The sequence below is a fragment of the Profundibacter amoris genome, assembly GCF_003544895.1.
In the GTDB taxonomy this organism is placed as follows: Bacteria; Pseudomonadota; Alphaproteobacteria; order Rhodobacterales; family Rhodobacteraceae; genus Profundibacter; species Profundibacter amoris.
This window is the reverse complement of the sequence record NZ_CP032125.1, coordinates 394,984-414,780: the sequence shown is the minus strand read 5'-3', so window position 1 is coordinate 414,780 and position 19,797 is coordinate 394,984. Positions and strand designations below refer to the sequence as shown.

Sequence of the window (19,797 nt, the reverse complement as noted above, 5' to 3'; positions counted from 1 at the left end):
AGATAAGTTATACTTAACTGACATGAGCACCCGCCTGCCCCCACTCACCGCCCTTCGCGCCTTCGAGGCCGCAGCCCGTCATATGAGTTTTGCCGCAGCGGCCAACGAATTGAACGTCACTCCTGCTGCGCTGAGTTTTCAGATCAAATCACTGGAAGACCACCTTGGCCAACCCGTATTCCGACGGCTGAACCGGGCTGTCGAGCTGACCAAAGCAGGCCGCCTGCTGGCCCCCGCCACCAGCGAAGGCTTTGCCACGCTGAATGCCGCATGGCAAAACGTGCAACGTCTGACAGATTCGCAAACCCTGACCATCACCGCCGGTCCCGCATTTACCGCCAAATGGCTGGCCCCGCGTATGTTCGATTTTGCGCAGGCCCATCCCGACATCGAGTTGCGCTTTTCCGCCACCCTGCGCCTGATTGATTTTGATCGTGACGAGGTAGATGTGGCGATCCGGTTTGGCGAAGGGCCGGATATCGGGCTGTATAGTCAGGACATTATCCATGAATGGATGACACCGATGATGTCGCCCGAAATGGCCAAGGTCATTCGCACGCCCGAAGATTTGCGCAATGCAACCCTGCTGCATCAGGACGACTTCAAATTCATCAAACAATCGTCGAACTGGAACACATGGTTTCATGAGCAAGGACTTGGACCGCCCCCCGAAGGCGGCCCGCGCTTCTCGCAATCCGACCATGCCAATGACGCCGCTATCGCCGGAACCGGCGTGGTGCTAGGGCGTTATTCACTGACTGAACGGGCGTTACGGGATAACCAGTTGGTCGCGCCCTTCCCGCTGGCTATCGCTGTGACTGCGCGTTACCGTATCGTTTGCCCCGAAGGGGTCGAGAACCGGCCACATATCAAAGCCTTTATCGACTGGGTTTTGAAAGAAGCCGCCGCCATGCATAAATGCCGCGAACCCCGCCGGTTTGTTGATCAAAAGGATATCAGGTTTTGACCCGCACCCCCGCCACACAAATCGGTTTCATTGCAGTGCTGCTGTGGTCCCTGTTGGCGTTGCTGACCGTGGGCACAGCCCCTGTGCCCCCGTTTCAACTGACCGCGATTTGCTTCGCCATTGGCGGCACAATCGGGTTGATCTGGAGTGCGGCCTCGGGCGGGTTGACCCGCCTGCACCGGATCAACTGGCGCGTTTACGCTTTTGGCACGGCAGGGCTGTTTGGCTATCATTTCCTGTATTTTTCCGCCCTGCGCCTTGCCCCCGCCGCCGAAGCCGGTCTGATCGCCTATCTATGGCCGCTACTGATCGTGCTGTTTTCCGGCCTGTTGCCGGGGGAGCACTTGCACAGGAACCACATTATAGGGGGGGTTATCAGCTTTGCAGGTGCGGCGTTGATCGTTCTAAAGGGTGGCGCAGGGTTTCAGGCGGAAGCATTCACCGGCTACGGGCTGGCTTTGCTCTGCGCACTGACATGGGCGGGATATTCGGTGCTATCGCGTCGGCTGGGCGACATCCCGACCGATAGCGTTGCCATTTTCTGTCTGCTGACCGCGGCCCTGTCCACGCTGGCCCATCTGGCGCTGGAAACCACCATCTGGCCCACCACCACGTTAGGCTGGGGTGCAATCATCGCCCTTGGCGTCGGCCCTGTCGGGCTGGCATTTTACGTCTGGGACATCGGTGTCAAGCAGGGCAACATCCAACTGCTGGGCGTCGCATCCTATGCGGCCCCGTTGCTTTCAACGCTGGTTCTGGTGGGTGCGGGAATAGCAAAACCCACTTGGGCGCTGTTATTGGCAGCCCTTTTGATCACTTTCGGTGCAGCCTTGGCGGCACGCGCCAAAGCCGCCGTGTCAGACAGTCCTGCTACGAGGTGAGACGCGAAATCTCTTCCTTAAGTCGCAGTTTCTGTTTCTTGAGATCGACGATATACAGGTCGTCGGTGCCCGGGTTGCGCTGTTCCTGCTCAACCATTTCCGAGAGATTTTGGTGTTTTTTGCGGAGTTCGTTTAGGTGTGAACTCATGGTCATAAGTCGTTCTCCCTTGGTTTGTTTTTACACATGTCTAGTCCATCATAGATGTGGCCGCATGTCACGAAAAACAAGAACACCCCCACCTGTATCCCTAGAAAACATTAGAAAACTTTATATTCTCTTAACGCGACTGAAGCGCCAAAGCGGCCCCATCACGCAATACAGCGCGAATTTCGGCGCTGTAGCTTTCGCGATCCCCGTCATGCGCCACCCCTTCGTGCATCACCACAGGCGCCAGCAACCGGAACGCCGCGCGTCCGCTTTTTCTGGCTTGCAAAATCACCAGATGCGCAGAGCGCCCCACGCGCGGGGCCAGTGGCAAAACGCGAACATTGCCCAGCCGGTCATCCAGCGCACTTAGCAGTGCGGGCAAGCGTTCGGCGTCCTGAATGACGGTCAGATGGCCTTTGGGTTTCAACCGGCGTGTTGCCGCGTCGATCCAGTCGGCGAGCGGAGTTGCCTCGCCCAGCGCGGTTTCGCGGCCCGCATCCATGGCCGCCGTGCCGCGATCGCGCAGGTAATAGGGTGGGTTGGCGATAACGTGGTCAAAATTACGTTGCAAAACGGATTCCGGCAGGGCGCGCAGGTCGGCGCAATGCACCGTCATATCATGCCCGTTTTCATCCGCATTACGTTGTGCCAGTTCGGCATAGTCCGGCTGCACCTCGATCCCTGTCAAATCCAGCCCAAAAACCCGCGCCGACAGGCACAGGTTGGCCACCCCCACACCACAGCCCAGTTCCAGCACGCTGTCACCGGCCTGTGCCGGAACCGTGGCCGCCAGCAGCACCGGATCAACGCCTGCACGATAGCCTGCCTTGGGCTGCCAGACGCGCAACTTTCCGTCCAGAAACCGGTCATGGGTCAGGTCGGATTCAGCAAACCCCATCAACCGCGCCCCTCGTATTCGATCCCGTTATCCCGCATGATCGCCCGCGCCTGAAACAGGTCGGCCTGCCGCACCATCAGGCGGCGCGGCAATATGCCAATGCCCCCTTCCAGCACGCTCATATTTACGTCCATTTCAAAGCAGTCTATACCCTCGCCATCAAGAAGAGCCTTGGCAAAGGCAATGGCGGTGATGTCATTGGTGCGCAAAAGTTCTTTCATAACAAATGACATAAGGGCAAACCTGCGGGTTTGTCGAGCCAACAGACAAGAGAGTGACGGGCTTGGACCAAGCAGTAGACAAACCGCATGAACGCCTGAGCGCACATCTGGCCGCCGAAATGGCACAGGTGAACGATCTGATCCGAACCCGCATGGCGTCAAAGCACGCGCCGCGCATCCCCGAAGTCACCGCCCATCTGGTCGAGGCCGGCGGCAAGCGCCTGCGCCCGATGCTGACACTGGCGGCGGCGAAACTGTGTGGCTATGATGGCCCCTATCACATCCATCTGGCGGCCACGGTCGAATTCATCCACACGGCCACCCTGCTGCACGATGATGTGGTGGACGAAAGCAACCAGCGGCGCGGGCGGCCCACGGCGAACCTGTTGTGGGACAACAAATCCAGCGTGCTGGTGGGCGATTACCTGTTTTCGCGCAGTTTCCAGCTGATGGTGGAAACCGGATCACTGACGGTTCTGGACATTCTGGCCAACGCTTCGGCCACCATTGCCGAAGGCGAGGTGCTACAACTGACGGCCGCACAGGATCTGGCCACATCCGAGGCTGTTTACCTGCAAGTGGTGCGCGGCAAAACGGCGGCACTGTTTTCGGCGGCCTGCGAGGTGGGCGGCGTGATTGCGGGGGCGGATGAAACCGTGACCAAGGCGCTGTATGCTTATGGCGATGCGCTGGGGATCAGTTTCCAGATTGTCGATGACCTGCTGGATTTCGCGGGCACCGAGGCGATTGGCAAAAACATCGGCGACGATTTCCGCGAACGCAAACTGACGCTGCCGCTGATCAAGGCGATTGCCAAGGCAGACGACGAGGAACGGGCCTTCTGGGTGCGCACGATTGAAAAGGGCAAGCAGCAAGAGGGCGATCTGGAATTCGCACTGGAGCTGTTGCACAAACACGGGGCACTGGACGACACCCGTGATGTGGCGCTGGAATGGGCCGAAAAGGCCAAGGCGGCGCTTGAGGCACTACCGGATGATCCGGTCCGCGACATGCTGCGTGACATTGCAGATTATGTGGTTGCGCGCGTAAATTAGGGGTGGCCAAGGGTTTTCAAAAATCCTTGCGAAAAATCTTTCAAAGATTTTTTCCGCCCAGCCGTGTGTTTCGAACCCACCAGTCAGGGTGTTGCGTGGAAATTTCCTGTGCCGCGCCTTTTGCGCTTTTCTCGTCGCTGAAAATGGCAAAACAGGTTGCCCCCGATCCCGACATACGGGTCAATAACTGCCCCACAGCCTGCTGCAACACCGACAGCACCTCGGCCACCTTGGGCTGAACCTCTATCGCCGCCGCCTCCAGATCATTACGTTGCTCTGCCAACCAGCCAGCCAGATCCCGCACTGTTTCGAACGCCGGAATCTCATCCGGCATCGGCCTATTGTCCTTAGACTGCAAGCGTTTGAAAACTTCGGGCGTTGAAACCCCGACACGCGGATTGACCAGAACCGCCCAGATGTCCGGCAAGCCGTCCACATCCGCCAATTCCTCGCCAATCCCCGACATACGCGTGGCACAGCCCCGCAGGCACACCGGCACATCGGCCCCCAACGGCAACACATCCGCAGGTATATCCACGCCGCGCAACTGTGCAACCGCCTGCAAGGTCGCCGACGCATCTGCTGTGCCGCCACCAATTCCAGCGGCTGTCGGCAGATGTTTTTCCAGTGAAAAGGCCACATCATCCACGCCCAAAAACCGTGCGGCTTGTAAAATGGAATTGCTTTCCCCCGAGGGCACATCGCCAGCCTCGGGCCCGGTAACGTCCAGCGTCAGGCCCGCGCCATCCACCGCCGTCACCACATCGCCGACATCTGCAAACACCACCAGACTGTCGAGCAAATGATACCCGTCCGCCCGCTGGCCCGTCACATGTAGCGTCAGATTAACCTTGGCCGGGGCGAAAACCCTAATCGCCATTGGCCGCAACCGGAATCGGGTCTGCGCCCTCTTCTTCCAGCACCGCGTCCAGCCCGATCTCCAGCTTGCGCCGGATGCGGGTCACCTCTTTGGGCTCCGGCTCGTAAGACAGCGCGCGACGCCACTGGAACCGTGCCTCAAGCTTGCGACCGACGGCCCAGAGCGCATCGCCCAGATGGTCGGTGACAATCGGGTCAACCGGCGTCAGTTCTGCTGCGCGCTGCATATATTTCATCGCATCGTCATATCTCCCCAGCCGGAACAGCGCCCATCCCAGAGAATCCGTGATATAGCCGTCATTTGGCTGGGCCAGAACCGCGCGCTGGATCATCTTCAGCGCCTCGTCCAGTTTGATATTATGTTCCAGCAGCGAATAGCCCAGATAGTTCAGCACCTGCGGCTGGTTCGGGTTCAACTCCAGCGCCAGACGGAAATCGGCCTCGGCCTTGTCCCAGTCTTCAATCCTCTCGCGACTGATGCCACGAGCGTAATACAAGAACCAGTCATCCGGCGTCGGCTTGCCCGATAGGCCAACGGCGCGGTCATAGGCCTCGGCAGCTTCTTTATAGCGTTTTTGCTGGCGGTAAGCGTCGCCCAGCGCGGAATGGACCGACGGCAGGTTGCCGTGACTTTTGGCCAGCTGCTGCAAAACCTCAAGCGCGGCTTCTTCCTTGCCTGCCTTACGCATGGCCGCTGCGCGCCCCTGTTCAGCAGCAAAAAAGGACGGGTCATCGCGCGGCACACGGTTATAGGTATCGGTCGCCAGATCGTAACGCTCCAGCTTTTCCAGCATACCGGCGCTTAGCAGAATGGCGTCTATGTGGTTCGGGTTCAACTGTTCGGCCATGCGGCTGTAAATCAGCGTATAGCCATCATCGGTTTCGCCTTTCAGCGCCGATGCCACCGAGAAGAAAACCTCGGCCATGCCTTCATTGGCATTATGCGCCAGAGAAAACGGCACCTTGTCCCCGGCTTTCAGGGCGTCCCGTAATTGTGCAACGCGCGGGTCCGGCTCGTCTCCGAAAACCTTGGACAGAATTTCCAGCCCGTCTGCATTGCGCCCAAGCTGGCTTAGAATTTCGACATGCGCCAACACGCCGCCAATGGTAATGCGCACGGGGCCGCTTGCGTCCCCTGCAAATATCTTCTCGGCCTCGTCAAAGTCGCCGATCGAGGCCAGCGCCAAAGCCTTGTGATACAGCCCGAAACTGCGCATCCCTTTGCCTTGGGCAACCTCGTCAAAACCGGCCATCGCAGCCGGTTTGTTGCCCTTGGCGATCTCGGCCCATGCCCCGATCAAACCGTCAACCAGCGGGCCAACGGTTTCGCCTTTGTCCAGTTTGGCAAGCAAGGTGTCATAGTCTTCGGCCTTGGCCAAGGCAACCACCAGAACCATCCGCGAAATCTGGCTGACAATGCCGTCAGATTCCATCTTGCGGGCAACCGGAATGGCGCGGCCAAAATCCCCAAGACCAACAAAGGACACCAGCGCATTTTCCAGCAAAACCGGATTCGAGGGATCACTTAGCAATGCCTTGGTGTAATATTCCGACCCCGCCTTGTAATCGCTCATATAGCTGGCATGGCGCGCGGCCAGGTAATCACCAGCCGATGGTTCGGCCATAGCGGAATGCCCCGAGAATACAGCGGCAAAGCCCAATGCAAGGGCGGCGAATGGGGTGTTTGGTTTAACGGGCACGGCGGGTCATACCTTTTTTGGGGACGTTTGTCCGCTAAAGGTAGTCGCTTGCACCATGCAAATCAATGCGGGGCGCGGAATTCCGCGCCCCGATTTCTGACAAATCCGTTACATATTGGGATAATTCGGCCCGTCACCGCCCTGCGGGCAGGTCCAGGTGATGTTCTGGCTGGGATCCTTGATGTCGCAGGTTTTGCAATGCACGCAGTTCTGGAAGTTGATCTGGAAACGCGGCTCTTTGCCGTCTTCCTCGATCACCTCGTACACACCGGCCGGGCAATAGCGCTGCGCCGGTTCGGCGTATTTCGGCAGGTTCACCTTGATCGGGATATCCGGATCGGCCAGATGCAGGTGGCATGGCTGGCTTTCCTCGTGGTTGGTAAAGGAAAAACTGACGTTGGTCAGCCGGTCAAACGACAGGGTGCCGTCCGGTTTGGGATATTCGATCGGTTTGAATTTGGCCGCCGCGCCAGTCGCGGCCGCATCCGATTTCCCGTGCTTCCAAGTGCCCAGCGGGTTCCAGCCGGTCAGATTGGCCACCCACATATCGAACCCGCCCAGTATCAGGGACGGCAGCATCCCCAGCTTGGACCAGATCGGTTTCACATTGCGCACCCGCTTCAGATCCTTGGCAATCGGACCCGAACGCAGATCGTCATTATAGGCGGTCAGATCATCGCCTGAACGCCCGGCCTTGATCGCCTCATGCGCGGCCTCGGCGGCGGCTTTGCCTGACAGCATGGCATTATGGTTGCCCTTGATGCGCGGCACATTCACCAGCCCTGCGGAACAGCCCAGCAAGGCGCCACCGGGGAAGGAAACCTTTGGAATCGACTGCCAGCCGCCCTCGGTAATGGCACGGGCACCGTAAGCCACCCGTTTGCCACCTTTCAGCAGGTCTACCACCATCGGATGATGCTTGAAGCGCTGGAATTCGTTATAGGGCGACAGATAGGGGTTCTGGTAATTCAGATGTACCACAAATCCGATGAAAACCTGATTGTTGTCAATATGATAGATGAACGAACCACCACCGGCGTTGCGCCCCAAAGGCCAGCCCATTGTATGGGTCACCGTGCCTTCGCGGTGCTTGTCTGGATCGATCTCCCAGATTTCCTTCATACCGATGCCGAATTTCGCATGGTCACTGTCCGCATCCAGCCCGTATTTGGCGATCACCTCTTTTGACAGACTGCCGCGCACGCCCTCGGACAGGAACACATATTTGCCGTTCAGGATCATCCCCGGCTCGTAGGCATCGGACGGGGTGCCATCGGCATTCTTGCCAAATTCACCCGCGACCACACCCTTGACCTCGCCATTGTCACCAAACACCAGTTCGGAACAGGACATGCCGGGGAAAATCTCGACACCCATGCCTTCGGCCTGTTCAGCCATCCAGCGACAGACATTGGCCATCGACACGATGTAACAGCCGTGATTGCTTAACAATGGCGGCATTGGCGTGGTGGGGATACGGATCTTGCCCGCTTCGCCCAGCATATAAAAGTTGTCCTTCTTCACCGGCACATTGATCGGCGCACCCTTGTCTTTCCAGTCAGGGATCAGTGCATCCAGCCCCGCCGTGTCCAGAACGGCACCGGAAAGAATATGTGCGCCCACTTCCGAGCCTTTTTCCAACACCACGACATTCAGATCTTCATCCAGCTGTTTCAGCCGGATCGCCGCTGACAGGCCCGCTGGCCCCGCGCCCACGATCACCACATCATAATCCATCGCTTCGCGTTCAATCTCGGCCATGTCAAATCCACCCTTTTCTGGCTGCCGCGCAACATTGTTACGCGCGATCCCGTTAGATAGTTTGGTATCCGAAGCCACCAGTGCGGGTCAATTGAAACACAGCGTTATTCCATGGCATTTCGATGAAAATCCTGCCTTGTCATCATCATTGGCCATACATATCTATAACAGTGACAATTCTCCGCCAAACACTGGCCCATTCGTGTATTTTCCTTGCAATCGACCCCGTGGTCGGTTTCTTTGCATAAACGGCCATAATTAGCGCCCGTATCGGCGCCTAAAACAGCTAAAGAGTAAAATGGAAAAAATACCACTGACCCGCGCGGGTTTTGACGCGCTTGATAAAGAACTGAAAATCCTCAAGTCCGAGGAACGCCCCGCCGTGATCCGCGCGATTGCCGAGGCGCGCGAACATGGCGACCTGTCGGAAAACGCCGAATACCACGCAGCCCGCGAAAAACAGAGCTTTATCGAAGGCCGCGTAAAAGAGCTTGAGGGGATCCTGTCGCTGGCCGATGTGATCGACCCGGCCACCCTGTCCGGCACCATCAAGTTCGGCGCCACCGTCACATTGGTTGACGAGGACACGGACGAGGAAAAAACCTATCAGATCGTTGGAGAACCCGAAGCCAACATCGAAAAGGGCCTGTTGAACCTGAAATCCCCCCTGTCCCGCGCCCTGATTGGCAAAGAAGAAGGCGATAGCGTCGAAGTAAAAACACCGGGTGGTGAAAAAAGCTACGAAATCCTGAATATTGTCTATAAATAGCAATTAGCAAAGGGGGCTGTCCGGGCGAATGAACCAGAATTCCGACGACAAGCCAATTGATCTGGGCATTTTCAACAGTCGCGGGCGAGGCGGTATTACCTCGGCCGAAATCATTGCCATTGTGCTGTCGGTGCTGTGGATTGCGGGTGTTGTTTTGTTCTTTACCTTTGCCCCCAAAGGCGAGGCAGGCGTCACATTGGACCCTGTGGTTTTCGTGATGAAATTTCTGACGATTTTCCTGCCTATTGCAGTGATCTGGGTCGGTGCGCTTGCGGCGCGTTCAGCCCGCGTGATGCGCGAGGAATCATCGCGGCTTCAGGCCTCGATCGACGCCATGCGCCACACCTATCTGGAACAGACCCATGCAGGACATGCGGGGATCCAGCCCTCGGTTGAAAAGAAACTGGAAGAAATCGCCGCAACCGCCAAACAGACGGAAACGGCGATTGCCACCTTTACCTCGGCCCGCAACAATCCCGAAGAACAATCACCGGACAAGCCCGCCATCCCCAATGGAACTGCGCCAGAGGGTGACGAGCAAACCAGCCTTGCCCTAGGCACCACCGCCGAAGATATGGCCCCACCTGTCAGCGTGAATGATTTTGTCCGCGCCCTGAATTTCCCGGATGATCCGGATGACCGCGAAGGCTTTGCCGCCCTGCGCCGCGCGCTAAAGGACCGCCACGTCGCCCGCCTGATCCAGTCGGCACAGGATGTGCTGACCCTGTTATCACAGGAGGGCATTTATATGGACGACCTGAAACCGGAACATTCACGCCCCGAAATCTGGCGCAGTTTTGCCAGAGGCGAACGCGGCCGTAGCATTGCCCCGCTGGGCGGTGTGCATGATCGCTCCAGCCTTGCACTGACCTCGGGGCGGATGCGTCAGGATCCGATTTTCCGCGATGCAGTGCACCATTTCCTGCGACAGTTCGATAAAACCTTTGTCGAATTTGAACCCAACGCCTCGGATCAGGATATCGTGGCCCTGTCCAACACCCGCACCGCGCGGGCCTTTATGTTGTTGGGGCGTGTGACGGGGACGTTTGATTAGAGCGTATCGCACCTAGAGTCGGGTCGGTGAATTCGATTTGGTTCGACATGTTTTAGGGGAACAATGCGCATCTTCCGGGTCGCCTGATCCCCGCTGTCTTTCCTATTTCCCATATGGAAAAGGAAGCCCGTATGACACCCCACCAAATCCCGCTATTGTTTTTGTTCCTGTTTCCGCTTGCCTACAGCCCCGGCCCCGGCAACATGTTTTTTGCCGCCCTCGGTGCCCGCTATGGCGTGGCCGCCTCCCTACCCGCCACATTTGGATATCACGCCGCAACCCTGATCGTCAGCTTTGCCATTGGCGCGGGGGTTACTGTTGCTTTGGATCCGGCCAGCCGCAGCTTTACCCTGATCCAAACCCTTGGTGCGATATACCTGCTATGGCTGGCCTTTAAACTCTACCGCAGCCACAACGCGCAATCCCTTGCTGATACCCGCCCTGCAACGGCATTGGACGGGGCAATTCTGCTGCTGTTGAATCCCAAAGGCTATTTGATCATGGCGTTGTTGTTTACACAGTTTCCCGGCGAAACATTGTTCGAAACCGCCCTTGTCGCCACCCTGTTTACCGCCAACAACTTGCTTGCCTTTCTGGTCTGGACCTTTGCCGGTCAAACCCTGTCACGCCTATTCAACAGCCCCGCAGCCGCCCACCGCATCAACACAGGTTTTGCAATTTGCCTTGCGGGGGTCGCACTGTGGCTGTTGCTCTCTTGACACACGGTGTGGCACATCAGCATCACCCGATCTTGCCGCAAACCCCGCCAGCGTCTAAAGACCCCGTACCGCGACCCCATACCCCACGAGAGAACCATGTAACGCCCGCAGCATATTTGAAACCACCGCACCGATGCCTTTCGCACCGGTCGGTTTGTTATGTTTGCACAGCAAAGGCCCGGCGCCTTTCCAATCTCGTGAGATATTACAATGACACTCTTAAAATACCCGCGCACGCGGCACATCGAGGGTTCACGCCTTCAGCATGGTGATATTGGCGACGATAAGCCGATTGCCGAACTGAAAAACGCCTTCCTGACAATCGAGGAAAAGGTGGATGGCGCAAATTGCGCGGTCTCTTTTGACATGGACGGTAGGCTGATGCTGCAAAGCCGTGGTCATTACCTGACCGGCGGTTACCGTGAACGCCATTTTGACCTGCTGAAAACATGGGCCTTTACTCACGCCGACCGGCTGCGCATCGTTTTGGGCAGCCAATATGTGATGTATGGCGAATGGATGTATGCCAAACACACCGTTTTCTATGACCAACTGATGCACTACTTTCTGGAATTCGATGTGTATGACCGCAAAACCGATTGTTTTCTGTCAACACAAGCACGCCGTAAACTGCTGCACGGCTTGCCTATCCTTCCTGTGCCGGTGCTGTTTCAGGGCATGGTCAATTCCCTGTCACAGATCCAAACCCTGATCCGCCCCTCGATCTATAAATCGGCAAACTGGCGGGATGCGCTGACCTTGGCGGCCACCCAATCCGGCAGCCGCAGCGATTTTGTGGAAAAACAGACCGAGGATAGTGATCTGGCCGAAGGGCTGTATCTCAAGGTGGAACAGGATGGCATCGTCACCGAGCGTTACAAATACGTGCGTGGTGATTTTCTGCAAGCGATCCAATCCTCCGAGGGTCATTGGCAGGACCGCCCGATCCTGCCAAACCAACTGGCCAAAACGGTTGATATATTCGCCCCCGTGCTGGGCGTGAAAGGGGCGTATGATGAAACAGCATATTAACCCCGCAACACTGCTGTCCTTTGTGCCAACCGCACCGGACTGGTCTATCGACTGGCCCGGCCTTTGGGCGCTATGGCCAGAATTCGCCGCATTGGACGACTGCCCGCAGGATGCCATCCATCATGCCGAAGGCGATGTCGGCACCCATACCCGCATGGTGGTTCAGGCGCTGGTGGATGACCCTGATTGGCGCAACCTTCCGGTTCAGGACCGCGAAATGCTGTTCTGGGCGGGATGCCTGCACGACATCGGCAAACCCGCCACGACAAAGCATGAGGATAACGGCCGCATCACATCGCGTGGACATTCCCGCACGAGTGCCGCCATTGCACGCGGGCTGTTGCGTGATGCAGGGGCCGAATTCCATTGGCGTGAACGCATTTGTGCGATCATCACCCACCACCAACTGCCGTTCTGGCTGATTGAGCGCCCATTACCCGAACGCCTTGCGATTGCCACATCCCTGACTTGCCGCCCTGACCTGTTGTGCCTGCACGCCCGTGCCGATGCCTTGGGCCGGACCTGCGCCGATCAGGCAGCCGTGCTGGAAAACGTGGCCCTTGCCCGTGAACAATTTGCCGAGGCAGGATGCCTGACGCATTCCTATCCCTTTGCCAATGCCGAAAGTCGCCTTGCCTTTCTGGAGCGCGAGGACCGCGATCCGGCCTATGTCGCACACGAGGATTTCCGCTGCACCGTCTATCTGATGTCAGCCCTGCCCGGCACCGGCAAGGATACCTGGATCCGCAACACCTTGCCCGACCTGCCAGTGGTCAGTCTGGATGCCCTAAGAAACACATTGGGGATTGCCCCGACCGGCAATCAGGGCAGGGTAATTCAGGCTGCATATGAACAGGCCAAAGTGCATTTGCGCGCCGGTCAGGATTTTATCTGGAACGGCACCAACACAACCCGCCTGACCCGTGGCAAAGTCCTGCGCCTGTTGCGGGATTACGGCGCGCGCATTCATATCATCTATCTCGAGGTGCCTCCTGACCGCCTGTTGGCACAAAACAATGCCCGCAACCAAAGCGTTCCCCGTCCGGTGGTTGAAAATCTGGCACGCAAGCTGGAACCACCCGATATGACCGAGGCCCACGAAATCACCTATATTTTATCCACTTAACCCAAAAGCCCCCGCCAAATGGCAGGGGCTTTCCTTTGCTTGCACGGCTTGTCTTTTACGGCGCAACAACGCGGTGGCTGGGGCCGTCACGGTTTTCTAGGCGCACCTGTTCGCGGCGTGCGCCCGTCACACAGACCACATCACCGGAATAGGCTTCGCGCCAGACAAAACCGGGTTTGCAGGTGTTGGGACCATAGGCACCTGCCGGGTCCACCCTTGATCCGGCAATGGCATTTTCATGGGCCGCCTTCGAGCGCCGTGTGGGACGCACGCAAACATGATCGCCCGGAATGGCATCCCGCCAGACATAACCCGGCTTGCAGGTATCCGGCCCATAGGGCAGTTCCGGCTCTGCCGGTGCAGGATCGGACGAACGCCCCGCAATCACACCACCGATAATCGCGCCAATAATCGCCGCCGCTGCTGCATCATCCGAACTGCGGCTGCCACCTGTGCCACCACCAGCTTCGCTGCTCCCTTCAACGGCAATCAGATACCGTCCGCTGACCCAGCCATCCGGCCCCGGATGCTGGATGTGGCACCAGTTGCCTCGGCATTCGGTTATCTCGACGGCCTCGCCACCATACAACGCATCAACTTTGCCATAGCTGACCCCTGGCCCCGAGCGCACGTTCACCGCTGATTTTGCTGTCGCTTCAACCGCCAGAACCGATGTTGCAGTAAGGGTCAGGCCAACTGTGGCCGCGATAATACCTGAAACTACTTTTGCAAAATTCGTCATGGTCTTTCTCCAAAAATTGGCGTCTCCGCCCTGTAAATATTGCGTCTGACTACAGAACACTCCCAAACGCGCCGTCTCACAAGTCATGGATTCCTTACCCAACGTCAAAGCCCACCTTTGCAGCATGGCAAAGATGGGCTTTGTTATTTATTTACTGATGGTTAGATAGGTCTACGCCGTCTCCTGCCCCGCTTCGATCCACAGCGGATGCGGCAGACTGTTCAGCATTTCCTTGGGGCAGACCTGCACAAAATGCCCGCGCGACTTATCCCAGTGGTGCAGTATATCACGCGCCTTGCGGCTGCCGGTTTCCGCCAAATGGCGCTCGATCAATCCCTTCAGTTCGGCCTCCCAATGGGGCATCGTCACCGGACAGGTGACCAGCGTTTCGCGGTTCATCAGCTCTTGCGCCAACCCGTCCGGATCATAGACATAGGCCATGCCACCGGTCATTCCCGCACCGAAATTCGCGCCGATCCGGCCCAGAATAACGGCCACCCCGCCGGTCATATATTCACAGCCACAGGTGCCACAGCCCTCGATCACCACCTTGGCGCCCGAGTTGCGCACCGCAAACCGTTCGCCTGCACGTCCGGCGGCAAACAGGTAACCATCGGTCGCACCATAAAGCACCGTGTTACCGATGATCGCATTGTCCGAGGCCACCAGCGGGCTAACCATCGGCGGGCGCACCACGATGGTGCCGCCCGACAGGCCCTTGCCGACATAATCGTTGGCATCACCTGCCACTTCCAGTTTCAGGCCCGGTGCCGCGAACGCGCCAAGCGACTGACCTGCCGAGCCGGTCAGCTTTACCGTCAGGTGATCGGGTTGTAGCGAATTGCGCATACCGAAGTTGCGCACGATATGGCTCGAGGTTCGTGTGCCAATTGTTCGGTGCGTATTCTGCACCGCATATTGCAGCTGCATCTTTTCCCCGTCATTCAGGAAGCGTGCGGCGTCCTTGACGATCTCGGCGTCCAGTGTATCGGGCACCTCGTTGCGCGGCTTGTAGCGGTCATAGGTAATCCCTTGACCCGCATCGACACTGATCAGCAATGGATTCAAATCCAGATCATCCAGATGGGCAGAACCACGCGAAACCTGACCCAGCAAATCGGCGCGCCCGATCACCTCGTCCAGCGACCGTGCGCCGATGGACGCCAGAATTTCCCGCACTTCCTGTGCGTAGAAAGTGATCAGGTTCACCACTTTGTCCGCCGTGCCCGTGAATTTTGCGCGCAGGCGTTCGTCCTGTGTGCATATGCCGACCGGGCAAGTATTGCTCTGACACTGGCGCACCATGATGCAACCCATCGAAATCAGCGCGGCGGTGCCGATGCCGTATTCCTCGGCCCCCATCATTGCTGCCATCACAATGTCGCGGCCCGTACGCAAACCACCATCGGTGCGCAATGTCACCCGTTCGCGCAGGTTGTTCATTGCCAGAACCTGATGTGCCTCGGTCAAGCCCATTTCCCACGGCAGGCCGGCATATTTGATGCTGGTCGCGGGGCTGGCACCGGTGCCGCCGTTGTGACCGGAAATCAGGATCACATCGGCCTTGGCCTTGACCACGCCGGCGGCAATCGTGCCGACGCCGGAACTGGCCACCAGTTTCACCGTCACCTTGGCGCGCGGATTGATCTGCTTCAGATCGTAAATCAGCTGTGCCAGATCCTCGATACTGTAAATATCGTGATGCGGCGGCGGGGAAATCAGCGTCACGCCTTTGGTCGAATGACGCAGGCGCGCAATCAGGTCGGTAACCTTCATGCCGGGCAACTGCCCGCCCTCGCCGGGTTTGGCGCCCTGCGCCACCTTGATCTCCAGTTCCTCGCACTGGTTCAGATATTCCGCCGTTACCCCGAACCGGCCCGAGGCCACCTGCTTGATCTTGGCCGACGGGTTGTCGCCATTGGGTTCCGGCACGAAATGCGCCGGATCCTCGCCGCCCTCGCCGCTGTCCGATTTCGCGCCGATCCGGTTCATCGCCACATTCAGCAGCTTGTGCGCCTCGGGCGACAGCGCGCCCAGCGACATGCCCGGCGTAACAAACCGCTTGCGGATCGCGGTAATGCTCTCGACCTCTTCAATCGGGATGGCTTTGCCCAGCGGTTTGAAATCCATCAGATCGCGCAGGTTGATCGGCGGGTTACTGTGCATCGCCTTGGAATAGCGCATCCACAATTCGAACGATGCCTTGTCGCAAGCCGACTGCATCAGATGCATATTGTTGGCCGTCCACGCATGGGTTTCGCCGGTGCGCCGCGCCTTGTAGAAACCGCCGATCGGCAGCACATCCTGCCCGCCGCGCCAGCCCATCGCGTGCACCTTACCCAGCTTGCGCTGGATGCCGTGCAAGCCGATGCCGGAAATACGGCTGGTCATGCCGGGGAAATATTCGGCCACCATTGCGCGGGACAGGCCCACGGCCTCGAAGTTCAGGCCGCCACGATAGGACGAAATCACGCTGATCCCCATCTTGGCCATGATTTTCAACAGCCCCGCGTCAATCGCCGCGCGGTAACGGGCAACGGCCTCGGTCAGGGTGCAATCCAGCAGGCCCCGTTCAATCCGGTCTGCCAAGCTATCCTCGGCCAGATAGGCGTTGACCACGGTCGCACCACAGCCGATCAGCACCGCGAAATAGTGCGGGTCAATACATTCCGCCGAGCGCACATTAATCGAGCAGAAGGTGCGCAAACCTTTGCGCGTCAGCCATGAATGCACCGCGCTGGTCGCCAAGATCATCGGCAGCGGCACGCGGTTTTCATTCTGCTCTTCATCCGTCAAAACGATATGTCCGGCACCGGAACGCACCGCATCCTCGGCCTCGCTTCTGATCCGTGTCAGGGCCTCTTGCAGCGCACCTTCGCCCGCGTCCGCATCATAGGAACAGTCAATCGCCACCACGGAATCGCCCAGATGCTCCAGCAGTTTGGCAAATTGTGCGTTGCCGACAAAGGGGCTTTCCAGCACCAGAATTTCAGTCTGGCTGCTGCTTTCGTCCAGCACGTTCTTTAGATTGCCGAAACGGGTTTTCAGGCTCATCACCCGATATTCACGCAAACTGTCGATCGGCGGGTTTGTCACCTGCGAAAAATTCTGCCGGAAGAAATGGCTTAGCGGACGATAGCGTTCCGACAGCACGGCCGAGGGCGTGTCGTCCCCCATGCTGGCCAGAACCTCTTTGCCATCCTCGGCCATCGGCGCCAGAATCTGCTCTAACTCCTCGACCGAATAGCCCGCCGCGATCTGGCGTTTGCGCAGTTCCGCGCCCGTGAAAATCGAAGCCTCGGAAATCCCATCCAGCGTGTCTTCCAAATCAACAATCTTACCAACCCAATCGCCAAACGGCTGACTGGCGGCCAGCATGTCCTTTAGCTCGCGGTCCTTGAACAGCTTGCCTTCTTTCATATCCACCGCAATCATCTGCCCCGGTCCCAGCGCGCCCTTGCGCACCACGCTGGCCTCGTCCGTTGGCACCATTCCGGCCTCGGATCCGGCCATCAACAGACCATCGCCGGTGACCACATAGCGCATTGGGCGTAACCCGTTGCGATCCAGCCCCGCGCAAACCCAGCGCCCGTCGGTCATGGCCAGGGCGGCGGGGCCGTCCCATGGCTCCATCACCGAATTGCAGTAGGAGTACATATCGCGCCACGGTTCGGGCAGTTCCACCGCCCGTTTGCTCCAGCTTTCAGGCACCATCATGGTTTTCGCCATCGGCGCGTTGCGTCCGGCCCGCACCAGCACCTCGAACACCGAATCCAGCGCCGCACTGTCGCTGGACCCGCCCGATATGATCGGCTTGATGTCTTCGGCCAGTTCGCCAAACGCGGATGAAGCCATGCGGATTTCGTGGCTTTTCATCCAGTTCACATTGCCCTTCAACGTGTTGATTTCGCCGTTATGGGCCAACATGCGGAACGGCTGGGCCAGCCACCATTGCGGGAATGTGTTGGTGGAATAACGCTGGTGATACAGCGCAAAGGCGCTTTCGAACCTTTCGTCCATCAGGTCGGGATAAAATTCGGCCACTTGTTCGGCCAGCATCATGCCCTTGTATATGATCGAGCGGCAGGACAGCGAGCACAGATACAGCCCGCTGATATTCGCCTCGACTGCCGCCTTTTCGATCCGACGGCGGATCACATATAATTCGCGCTCGAATGTGTCCTCGTCCACACCTTTGCAGTTGGAAATCAGAATCTGCTCGATCTCGGGACGGGTGGCGTTGGCCTTTTCGCCCAGACAGCCCACATTCACCGGCACCTGACGCCAGCCGTAAATATGATAGCCCATGCGCAGAACCTCGGTTTCCACAATGGTCCGGCAATGTTCCTGCGCGCCGAAATCTTCGCGCGGCAGGAATACCTGACCAATGGCAACCAATTCGTCCATCCGCGGCTTATGGCCCGTGCGCTCAATCTGGTCATAGAAAAACCGCACTGGAATCTGAACGTGTATGCCAGCCCCGTCACCAGTTTTTCCATCGGCATCCACCGCCCCGCGATGCCAGACCGCCTTGAGCGCGGAAATGCCGTTTTCCACCACTTTGCGGCTGGGTTTTCCATCCACGGAAACGACCAGACCAACCCCGCAAGAGGAATGCTCCTCGGCCTCGGAATACATGCCGTTTTCAGCCAGCCATTCGCGCCGGTCCTGTTGTTCCTTGGCCCAGTTCACATCATAGTTCATCGCGTCTCTCCTTTGCGGTGGCCAAAGGCATTTGCAGCCCCGACATCATCTCGTCACACCCGAATTTCGGCTTGTCCGCCAGAAATCCGGCCTCGCCCGGTTCGCTAAACAGCATGGGCTTTTCATCGTATTGATAGGTTTCGCCGCCAACCTCTTCGGTCTCGCGGCCCTGAAAAAACAGACGAAACTTCGGGCTGACATACTGGTTGCCATAGGTGCGGGATGTATCGCCCCCCGATTTGCTTTCGACCTGAAATTTAAACTCGGTCACCAGCAGATCTTCGCCATCAATCCGCACCTTTGTTCCGGTCAGCTTGTCAAAGCCGGTGACATGTTCGGTCGCAAACGGCTTGCCGCCGCGCAGCACGGTTTGCTCAAAATCAAAATCGTCCCGCCCTTTTTCAAGCAAATCCGTCAGGGAATTCGGGTCTGCTTCAGGCTGCCTTAACGTCCGTTTGAAATCACCCGGCAGCGGGTAGTTTTCCAGCCATCGGAATTCACGGTCCAAATGCTGCAAATAACTGGGGCCATCCGCATCGATCGTCAGCGCCCAGTGGTCGCCTTCGGGATCCCCCGCACAGGTCCAGTGTTGCTCGACCCTGCAACTGCTCAATTGCACCGTCAGATAGGCGGTGCAGCCCTTGGGCGGGGTGAAGGTGCCGGCGGTCACGACGACGGGTGAAACCGCCAGAATTGCAATCAACCACTTCATTCTGTCACCCCGAACAATGCCAGCGTTGCCGCCGTATCCAACCGCTCCCGATCACCTTCAAACGTTACACAATCGGGCTTTGTATCCGTGAAAATCTCGCGGGACATGGTCAGGCCGGATGTATCATCCAACAGGCCAATCGGCATGTGGTAAAAGCCGTGATGCGGCCCCTCTGCTGTCACCCGATACCACAGGCCCGAGCCACATTTCCCACACCACGTCCGTTCCGCCCAGTCCGAGGATTGATAGCGTTTGACGTTTTCTATGCCTTCAAAACGGACCGTATCGGCCGGAACCGTCAACCCCAGCAGAGCCGATCCCGCCCAGCGTTGGCACATCTTGCAATGGCAGGTGCCGAATTCGGTATTCAGATCACGGATCGTGAAACGCACGGCACCGCATAGGCATTTTCCAGTCCTGTCCATTTCA

18 protein-coding genes are annotated in these 19,797 nt (G+C 58.0%); 8 read left to right on the top strand and 10 right to left on the bottom strand.

The genetic code is table 11. The annotated features are described in order from the left end of the window. Window positions 1-22 precede the first annotated feature (22 nt). Together gcvA and yddG are read left to right on the top strand one after the other, a co-directional pair. The gene (gene gcvA / locus BAR1_RS01980; protein WP_118941465.1) at window positions 23-967 is read left to right on the top strand and encodes a transcriptional regulator GcvA; all 945 of its coding nucleotides are present in this window, start codon (window positions 23-25) and stop codon (window positions 965-967) included. Further along, window positions 964-1,848 carry an aromatic amino acid exporter YddG gene (gene yddG, locus BAR1_RS01975; protein WP_118941464.1) on the top strand — a complete coding sequence of 295 codons (885 nt, stop codon included), beginning with the start codon at window positions 964-966 and terminating at the stop codon, window positions 1,846-1,848. The genes gcvA and yddG overlap by 4 nt, the downstream gene beginning before the upstream one ends. Here yddG and BAR1_RS01970 read toward each other — a convergent pair. From BAR1_RS01970 to BAR1_RS01960, 3 genes are all read right to left on the bottom strand, one after another. Next, window positions 1,838-2,002, bottom strand: a complete 165-nt coding sequence (locus tag BAR1_RS01970) for a YdcH family protein (protein WP_118941463.1) — start codon at window positions 2,000-2,002, stop codon at window positions 1,838-1,840. The two genes, yddG and BAR1_RS01970, sit on opposite strands and share 11 nt — an antisense overlap. A 124-nt stretch (window positions 2,003-2,126) precedes the next feature. Continuing rightward, window positions 2,127-2,894, bottom strand: a complete 768-nt coding sequence (locus BAR1_RS01965; protein WP_118941462.1) for a tRNA1(Val) (adenine(37)-N6)-methyltransferase — start codon at window positions 2,892-2,894, stop codon at window positions 2,127-2,129. Further along, window positions 2,894-3,115: a putative signal transducing protein gene (locus tag BAR1_RS01960; protein WP_118944303.1), complete on the bottom strand. Its 222-nt coding sequence runs from the start codon at window positions 3,113-3,115 to the stop codon at window positions 2,894-2,896. The genes BAR1_RS01965 and BAR1_RS01960 overlap by 1 nt, the downstream gene beginning before the upstream one ends. Window positions 3,116-3,234: 119 nt before the next feature. Between BAR1_RS01960 and BAR1_RS01955 the strand changes: the two genes are divergently transcribed. Continuing rightward, window positions 3,235-4,170 carry a polyprenyl synthetase family protein gene (locus tag BAR1_RS01955; protein ID WP_118944304.1) on the top strand — a complete coding sequence of 312 codons (936 nt, stop codon included), beginning with the start codon at window positions 3,235-3,237 and terminating at the stop codon, window positions 4,168-4,170. Window positions 4,171-4,210: 40 nt separating this feature from the next. Here the strand turns inward: BAR1_RS01955 and BAR1_RS01950 are convergent, their stop codons facing one another. The 3 genes from BAR1_RS01950 to BAR1_RS01940 all read right to left on the bottom strand — a co-directional run bounded on the left by BAR1_RS01950 (window position 4,211) and on the right by BAR1_RS01940 (window position 8,510). Next, a complete protein-coding gene (locus tag BAR1_RS01950; protein ID WP_118941461.1) occupies window positions 4,211-5,050 on the bottom strand; it encodes a 4-(cytidine 5'-diphospho)-2-C-methyl-D-erythritol kinase in 840 nt (279 codons plus the stop codon). After that, complete coding sequence (locus BAR1_RS01945; RefSeq protein WP_228408677.1) at window positions 5,040-6,749, bottom strand: tetratricopeptide repeat protein; 1,710 nt, start codon at window positions 6,747-6,749, stop codon at window positions 5,040-5,042. The genes BAR1_RS01950 and BAR1_RS01945 overlap by 11 nt, the downstream gene beginning before the upstream one ends. A 108-nt stretch (window positions 6,750-6,857) precedes the next feature. Continuing rightward, complete coding sequence (locus BAR1_RS01940) at window positions 6,858-8,510, bottom strand: electron transfer flavoprotein-ubiquinone oxidoreductase (RefSeq protein ID WP_118941459.1); 1,653 nt, start codon at window positions 8,508-8,510, stop codon at window positions 6,858-6,860. A 298-nt stretch (window positions 8,511-8,808) separates the two neighbouring features. Here BAR1_RS01940 and greA point away from each other — a divergent pair, with 298 nt between their 5' ends. The 5 genes from greA to BAR1_RS01915 all read left to right on the top strand — a co-directional run bounded on the left by greA (window position 8,809) and on the right by BAR1_RS01915 (window position 13,210). Then, a complete protein-coding gene (gene greA / locus BAR1_RS01935) occupies window positions 8,809-9,279 on the top strand; it encodes a transcription elongation factor GreA (RefSeq protein WP_118941458.1) in 471 nt (156 codons plus the stop codon). A 28-nt stretch (window positions 9,280-9,307) separates the two neighbouring features. Further along, window positions 9,308-10,333, top strand: coding sequence for a hypothetical protein (locus BAR1_RS01930; protein WP_118941457.1), 1,026 nt, complete (start codon window positions 9,308-9,310; stop codon window positions 10,331-10,333). Window positions 10,334-10,464: 131 nt separating this feature from the next. After that, window positions 10,465-11,052 carry a LysE family translocator gene (locus BAR1_RS01925; protein ID WP_118941456.1) on the top strand — a complete coding sequence of 196 codons (588 nt, stop codon included), beginning with the start codon at window positions 10,465-10,467 and terminating at the stop codon, window positions 11,050-11,052. A 210-nt stretch (window positions 11,053-11,262) separates the two neighbouring features. Then, window positions 11,263-12,084 carry an RNA ligase family protein gene (locus BAR1_RS01920; RefSeq protein ID WP_118941455.1) on the top strand — a complete coding sequence of 274 codons (822 nt, stop codon included), beginning with the start codon at window positions 11,263-11,265 and terminating at the stop codon, window positions 12,082-12,084. After that, window positions 12,068-13,210: an AAA family ATPase gene (locus tag BAR1_RS01915; protein ID WP_118941454.1), complete on the top strand. Its 1,143-nt coding sequence runs from the start codon at window positions 12,068-12,070 to the stop codon at window positions 13,208-13,210. The genes BAR1_RS01920 and BAR1_RS01915 overlap by 17 nt, the downstream gene beginning before the upstream one ends. A 55-nt stretch (window positions 13,211-13,265) precedes the next feature. Here BAR1_RS01915 and BAR1_RS01910 read toward each other — a convergent pair whose 3' ends face one another. The 4 genes from BAR1_RS01910 to BAR1_RS01895 all read right to left on the bottom strand — a co-directional run bounded on the left by BAR1_RS01910 (window position 13,266) and on the right by BAR1_RS01895 (window position 19,793). Further along, the gene (locus BAR1_RS01910) at window positions 13,266-13,952 is read right to left on the bottom strand and encodes an SH3 domain-containing protein (RefSeq protein ID WP_162891644.1); all 687 of its coding nucleotides are present in this window, start codon (window positions 13,950-13,952) and stop codon (window positions 13,266-13,268) included. 171 nt (window positions 13,953-14,123) lie between these two features. Further along, window positions 14,124-18,656: a glutamate synthase large subunit gene (gltB, locus tag BAR1_RS01905; RefSeq protein ID WP_118941452.1), complete on the bottom strand. Its 4,533-nt coding sequence runs from the start codon at window positions 18,654-18,656 to the stop codon at window positions 14,124-14,126. After that, on the bottom strand, window positions 18,646-19,368 hold the full coding sequence (locus tag BAR1_RS01900) for a hypothetical protein (RefSeq protein WP_118941451.1): 723 nt from the start codon (window positions 19,366-19,368) through the stop codon (window positions 18,646-18,648). Before BAR1_RS01900 ends, gltB begins: the two co-directional genes overlap by 11 nt. Continuing rightward, entirely contained in the window at window positions 19,365-19,793 is a 429-nt protein-coding gene (locus tag BAR1_RS01895) for a GFA family protein (RefSeq protein WP_118941450.1), read from the bottom strand. The genes BAR1_RS01900 and BAR1_RS01895 overlap by 4 nt, the downstream gene beginning before the upstream one ends. Window positions 19,794-19,797: the final 4 nt, after the last annotated feature.